Annotated in this window: 6 protein-coding genes; 1 reads left to right on the top strand and 5 read right to left on the bottom strand. The window is 64.3% G+C overall.

What is annotated here, in order from left to right; translation table 11 throughout:
* Positions 1-323 precede the first annotated feature (323 nt).
* From E8F11_RS06310 to E8F11_RS06290, 5 genes are all read right to left on the bottom strand, one after another.
* Positions 324-824, bottom strand: a complete 501-nt coding sequence (locus E8F11_RS06310) for a DUF934 domain-containing protein (protein WP_280287978.1) — start codon at positions 822-824, stop codon at positions 324-326.
* Complete coding sequence (locus E8F11_RS06305) at positions 808-2,466, bottom strand: nitrite/sulfite reductase (protein ID WP_280287977.1); 1,659 nt, start codon at positions 2,464-2,466, stop codon at positions 808-810. The genes E8F11_RS06310 and E8F11_RS06305 overlap by 17 nt, the downstream gene beginning before the upstream one ends.
* 496 nt (positions 2,467-2,962) lie before the next feature.
* Entirely contained in the window at positions 2,963-3,181 is a 219-nt protein-coding gene (locus E8F11_RS06300; RefSeq protein ID WP_280287976.1) for a DUF2970 domain-containing protein, read from the bottom strand.
* A 55-nt stretch (positions 3,182-3,236) separates the two neighbouring features.
* Positions 3,237-4,277 carry an RNA methyltransferase gene (locus tag E8F11_RS06295; protein WP_280287975.1) on the bottom strand — a complete coding sequence of 347 codons (1,041 nt, stop codon included), beginning with the start codon at positions 4,275-4,277 and terminating at the stop codon, positions 3,237-3,239.
* Between the two features lie 65 nt (positions 4,278-4,342).
* Positions 4,343-4,951 (bottom strand): hypothetical protein, encoded by a 609-nt coding sequence (locus tag E8F11_RS06290; RefSeq protein ID WP_280287974.1) that lies wholly within the window; start codon positions 4,949-4,951, stop codon positions 4,343-4,345.
* Between the two features lie 33 nt (positions 4,952-4,984).
* Between E8F11_RS06290 and E8F11_RS06285 the strand changes: the two genes are divergently transcribed.
* Positions 4,985-5,404 (top strand): DUF1883 domain-containing protein, encoded by a 420-nt coding sequence (locus tag E8F11_RS06285; protein ID WP_280287973.1) that lies wholly within the window; start codon positions 4,985-4,987, stop codon positions 5,402-5,404.
* Positions 5,405-5,664 lie beyond the last annotated feature (260 nt).

The raw sequence follows: 5,664 nt of genomic DNA, 5'->3' as shown, positions 1-5,664 counted from the left end.
CGACTGGGCATCAGAATTGCTGCGCCCTATCAGGCGCGAGTCACCCCTCTACCGCTTGCGGGAGAGGGGCTGGGGGAGAGGGTTGCGTCAGGTTGGCGCGGAGTTCTGAAAGGCCTGTACTAGAGGCTTCTATTCAGTACTGCAACAGCTAACGTGGACATAGCCAATTCATTCGCCAAGGGCGGCGCAGCTGCCCCGTTTCATTCACGGCCGAACCCGCGGTTCGGTTGGCCAATGAATTCGCCCCTACAAGGAATGAATGAACCTATTGCATGGCCCAACAAAAAGCCCCGCAGATGCGGGGCTTTTTGTTGTGGCGTCACTCAGGCCGAGCGGCGGCGGAACAGCGGCAGGGGCTGGTCGCTGGACGCCTGGTAGACCTCGGAGAAGTCTTCGAACGCCTTGATGGCGTCGTAGGGGTCCTTGTCGGCGCGCAGGGCGAAGGCATCGAAGCCGCAACGGCGCAGCGCGAACAGCTGGTCGCGCAGCACGTCGCCGATGGCGCGCACTTCGCCCTTGTACCCGTAGCGCTGGCGCAGCAGGTAGGCGGTGGAAGAGTGACGGCCGTCAGTGAAGGCCGGGAAGTTCAGCGCGATGACCTGGAAGTGCTCCAGGTCGCCGGCGATCTCCTCGATCTCTTCGCCGGCTTCCAGCCATACGCCCAGGCCGCCGTCGCGGGCTTTCAGGGCATGGCCGTGGTCGCACCACAGGGCCAGCGGAACGATGATGTCATCGCAGTTGGGGATACCGTCCAGGGTCGCGTCCTTGGCCAGCAGGTGCCAGGTTTCGTCGATCACCTGGTCGTTCTTAATGATTCGCTGCATATACGCGCTCCTTGAACGGATCGATACCGATACGGCGGAAGGTGTCGAGGAATTGCTCGTCCTCGGTGCGCTGTTCCACGTAGACGTTGATGATCTTCTCGATCACGTCGGCCATTTCGTCCTGGGCGAAGGACGGGCCGAGGATCTGCGCCAGGCTGGCGTCACGGCCGGCGCTGCCGCCGAGGGACACCTGGTAGAACTCCTGGCCCTTCTTGTCCACGCCGAGGATGCCGATATGGCCCACGTGGTGGTGGCCGCAGGCGTTCATGCAGCCCGAGATGTTCAGGTCCAGGTCGCCGATATCGAACAGGTAGTCCAGGTCGTCGAAACGGCGCTGGATGGCTTCGGCCACCGGGATCGACTTGGCGTTGGCCAGGGAGCAGAAGTCGCCGCCCGGGCAGCAGATGATGTCGGTCAGCAGGCCGACGTTCGGGGTGGCGAAGCCAAGCTCGCGCAGCTCGCCCCAGAGGGTGAAGAGCTGGGCCTGCTCGACGTCGGCCAGGATGATGTTCTGGTTATGGCTGTTACGCACTTCGCCGAAGCTGTAGCGATCGGCCAGGCCAGCGATGGCGTCCAGCTGCTTGTCGGTGACGTCGCCAGGCGCCACACCGGTGGGCTTGAGCGACAGGGTCACGGCGGCGTAGCCGGGCTTCTTGTGGGCGATGACGTTGCGGGTGCGCCAGCGGGCGAAGCCGGGGTGCTCGGCGTCCAGGGCGGCGAGGGCGGCATCCTGGTCGTCCAGGGCCTTGTAGGCCGGGTCGACGAAGTGCTTGGCGACGCGCTGCACTTCGGCTTCGGTCAGGGTGGTGGGGCCGTCCTTCAGGTGGGCCCACTCGGCGTTGACGCGCTCGGCGAAGACTTCCGGGGTCAGCGCCTTGACCAGGATCTTGATGCGCGCCTTGTACTTGTTATCGCGACGGCCATAGCGGTTGTACACGCGCAGGATGGCGTCGAGGTAGCTGATCAGGTGCTGCCAGGGCAGGAATTCGTTGATGAAGCTGCCCACCACCGGGGTACGGCCCAGGCCGCCGCCGACCGATACGCGGAAGCCCAGCTCGCCGGCGGCGTTCTTCACGGCTTCCAGGCCGATGTCATGGACTTCGATGGCGGCGCGGTCGCTCACGGCGCCATTGACGGCGATCTTGAACTTGCGCGGCAGGTGGGAGAATTCCGGGTGGAAGGTCGACCACTGGCGGATGATCTCGCACCAGGGGCGCGGGTCGACAAGCTCGTCACGGGCAACGCCGGCGAACTGGTCGGTGGTGGTGTTGCGGATGCAGTTGCCGCTGGTCTGGATCGCGTGCATCTGCACGGTGGCCAGCTCGGCGAGGATTTCCGGCACGTCCTCCAGTTCCGGCCAGTTGTACTGGACGTTCTGGCGGGTGCTGATGTGGGCGTAGCCCTTGTCGTAGTCGCGAGCGATCTGGGCCAGCTTGCGTACCTGGACGGAAGAGAGCAGGCCGTAGGGCACGGCCACGCGCAGCATGGGCGCGTAGCGCTGGATGTACAGGCCGTTCTGCAGGCGCAGCGGGCGGAATTCCTCACCCGACAGCGTGCCTTCCAGATAGCGGCGGGTCTGATCGCGGAACTGCTTGACGCGGTCCTCGACGATCCGTTGATCGTACTCGTCGTATACGTACATGAAATGTCCTGTTATCAGGCTGCTTACAGCTTTTCTGCGCGCACGGCCGCGCACTCCCCGCGGAGCCGGAGGAAGATACCAGTTCGGGGTTATGCGCAAAAGTGATGTTTGAGTATATGTAAAGAACCAAAAGTTATGATTGCGGGGTGCGGCATAACCCTTCGGCTTGAGGCGCGGCGGGGGCTGGTCTTTACTCGGAGTGCAAGCAGCCTATAACCACAACAACGGGGGACGCCATGAACGAACATTCCGAGAATTCGAACCCTGACAGCAAGGTCGATGCCTGGGCCATTTTCATCCTTATCCTGATCGCCGTGTCGACTGCCGTTTTCTGGGTCAGCCACCAATAAGCACGCGCGGGGCCGGCCGGTTCACCCGGCCGGCCGCATCACCTCCGGCCACCCTGCGATAAGCGGTTATACATCGCCGCCGATTTTTCCTGGGTGTTGGAATGAAAGGACTCTGCGCCTCCCCGCAGCCGCTGCTCGAGTGAGGCTCAGACGCCGGCGAGGCCGAGCACCAGCTTCACCAGCCCGAAGAGCACCAGCACGAAGACGGCTGTGAATAGCACGCCGAGGATGATGAAGTGGCTGGGCTTGCCACGGCTGAAGTCACGCGCGCGGTTTTTCCCGCTTTGCACGCCAAAGGCGGCGGCCAGCACGCTCTGCAGCATCTCGCGGAAGCTCAGGGGTTGATCGTCGTTCTTGTCGTCCATGGGACACCTCCTGGCCTGAGCTTAGCTCGTTGGCCGGGAAATGGCGGCCGTTCGCTCAGGACGCGGGGCGCTGCAGGCGGCGGGTATTGACCAGCTCCACGGCGCGGGCGCGCAGCTGGCCGCAACCACCTTCCACGTCCTGGCCGGCGGAGTTGCGAACCTTGGTGAGGATGCCGCGGCTGTGCAGGTAGCGGACCATCTGCACGATGCGCTCGCCCTCGGGGCGCTGGTAGTCGTCGTCATCCAAGCTGTTGTAGGGGATCAGGTTCATCACCGCGTACTTGCCCTTGAGCAGGCGCAGGATGCCGTCCATTTCTTCCTGGCTGTCGTTGATGCCCCTGAGCAGCGTCCATTGGTACTGGATGGGGTAGCCGATGGTGCGCGCGTAGCGCTCACCCAGGTCCACCAGCTCGTCCGGGGCGATGCGCGGCGCCTTGGGCAGCAGGCGTTCACGCAGGTCGGCGCGAGTGGTGTGCAGGGACAGCGCCAGGGCCGGCTTGACCCGCTCCTGCGGCAGGCGCTCGAAGACCCGCGGATCGCCCACGGTGGAGAACACCAGGTTCTTGTGGCCGATACCGCCATCGGTGCCCAGCAGGTCGATGGCTTCCAGCACATTGTCGAGGTTGTGCGCCGGCTCGCCCATGCCCATGAACACCACCTTCTTCACTGCCCGGAAACGGCGGGCGAGGGCGACCTGGGCAACGATTTCCGCACTGCCGACCTGGCGCAGCAGGCCGCTCTTGCCGGTCATGCAGAACACGCAGCCCACGGCGCAGCCGACCTGGGTCGACACGCAAAGGCCGTCGCGGGGCAGCAGCACGCTTTCCACCATCTGGCCATCGTTCAATGCCACCAGCAGGCGTGCGGAGCCGTCGGCTCCGGGATGTTCCGAACGCAGGCGGACCAGGCCGTCCAGGCGTTCGGCCAGGGCCGGCAGGCCGGCGCGCACGCTCAGGGGCAGGAAATGCTCGGTGTGCTGGCGACGGGTGCCGGCGTCCAGGGGCTTGCCCTGCAGCCAGGCGCGCACCACCCGGCCGCTGTGGACCGGAAGGGCGCCGAGCTCGGCCAGATGCTGGTGGATATCGCTGATACGCATGGGGCGCGCATCCTACCACCGTCCACCGGACGGTGGCAGGCCCGCCGACCAGCCGGTTGCGGTGCTCAGGGAGCCTCGACGCTGATGGCCAGTGCCGAGGTCATCCGGATCACCACTTCCTGGTTGAGGTACGAAGGCTTGAGCTCAACGTCGGGTCGCACCCTCACCACCCTGCGGCTGCCGTCGGCGAACTCCAGGGTGGCGGTGTGCTGGGTGGTGTCGATCGCCTTGACCACGGCGGTGATTTCCACGGTATCGGCTACCAGCATGCCCGGCTTGCTGCCTTCCGGAGTCCTCGCCACCAATCCGGCAGCGCCATCCTCCCGAGCTTCGCCAGGCGCACGCAGCTGGATCACGCGTTCGTGAGTCACCACCGCATTGACCCGGTCGCCGACTTTCAGCTGCGAGAAATTGCGCATTTCCGGCACCGCGTTGAAGGTCTGGCGGTTACCCTGTTCATCTTCGAGGGTGAAGGTCCGCTTCTGCTGATCGACGGCCGTGACCACCGCCGAGATCGTCTCGGTTTCCGACTCGACGCTGCCGGGCACGCCCGGTGCATAGGCCTCGGCGGCGCTGGTGGTCGCGCTCAATCCATCGTCTTCCGCCTGGCTGCTGCAGGCGCCGAGGAAGGCGATGCTGATCAGAAGAGCGTGAACGGGCTTGGCATTGCGCATGGGAGATCCCCTTGTTCTCACAGGTTCCAGGTAATGACCGGGTGGAGGGGGCGACGTCCGACTGCCGTATTCGTCCTTGCCGGTCGGCTACTTCAGCGTAGGCGAAGTCCGCCGTGTTATTCTGGCGCGCTGTTCGATTCAGCGATTTGGGAGCTGTACATGAAGTTCATCCATCAGCGCGAGCACCTCAACGAGGGTGATCTGGTCGTCATCCAGTGCTCGCAGACCTGCAACATCCGCCTGATGAACGATGCGAACTTCCGCAGCTTCAAGAACGGCGGCCGGCACAGCTACCACGGCGGCGCCTTCGACCGCTTTCCGGCGAAGATCGTGGTGCCCAGCACCGGCTTCTGGAACGTCACCCTGGACACCGTCACCCGCCGCGCCATCAGCGTGACGCGCAAGCCCGACTTCCAGTGGTCGATCAAGTTCGTCCGCCGTTCGGGTAGCTGATTCCGCCAGATATGAACAAGGCCCGCAATCGCGGGCCTTTTTCTTTCTTGGTGATGCCTGCTCTTTGTGGGGGGGCGAATTCATTGGCTATGTCTGCGTTAGCTGTTGCAGAACCGAATAGAAGCGTCTAGCACGGACCTTTCAGACCTCCGCTCTAGCCTGATGCAACCCTCTCCTCCGGCCCCTCTCCCGCAAGCGGGCGAGGGGTGACTCGCGCCTGACAAGGCGCGGCAATCCTGATGCCTGCTCATTGCCTGAAC

It is taken from the genome of Pseudomonas sp. BN417 (assembly GCF_029871205.1).
Classification (GTDB): Bacteria; Pseudomonadota; Gammaproteobacteria; order Pseudomonadales; family Pseudomonadaceae; genus Metapseudomonas.
The sequence above is the reverse complement of the archived record's forward strand: the minus strand, read 5'-3'. Positions and strand labels throughout refer to the sequence as shown.

What these genes read in the sequence shown, in the direction of transcription:
- E8F11_RS06310 (WP_280287978.1), bottom strand. Translation starts at nt 824, where the DNA reads ATGCAGCGAATCATTAAGAACGACCAGGTGATCGACGAAACCTGGCAC.
- E8F11_RS06305 (WP_280287977.1), bottom strand. Translation starts at nt 2,466, where the DNA reads ATGTACGTATACGACGAGTACGATCAACGGATCGTCGAGGACCGCGTC.
- E8F11_RS06300 (WP_280287976.1), bottom strand. Translation starts at nt 3,181, where the DNA reads ATGGACGACAAGAACGACGATCAACCCCTGAGCTTCCGCGAGATGCTG.
- E8F11_RS06295 (WP_280287975.1), bottom strand. Translation starts at nt 4,277, where the DNA reads ATGCGTATCAGCGATATCCACCAGCATCTGGCCGAGCTCGGCGCCCTT.
- E8F11_RS06290 (WP_280287974.1), bottom strand. Translation starts at nt 4,951, where the DNA reads ATGCGCAATGCCAAGCCCGTTCACGCTCTTCTGATCAGCATCGCCTTC.
- E8F11_RS06285 (WP_280287973.1), top strand. Translation starts at nt 4,985, where the DNA reads ATGACCGGGTGGAGGGGGCGACGTCCGACTGCCGTATTCGTCCTTGCC.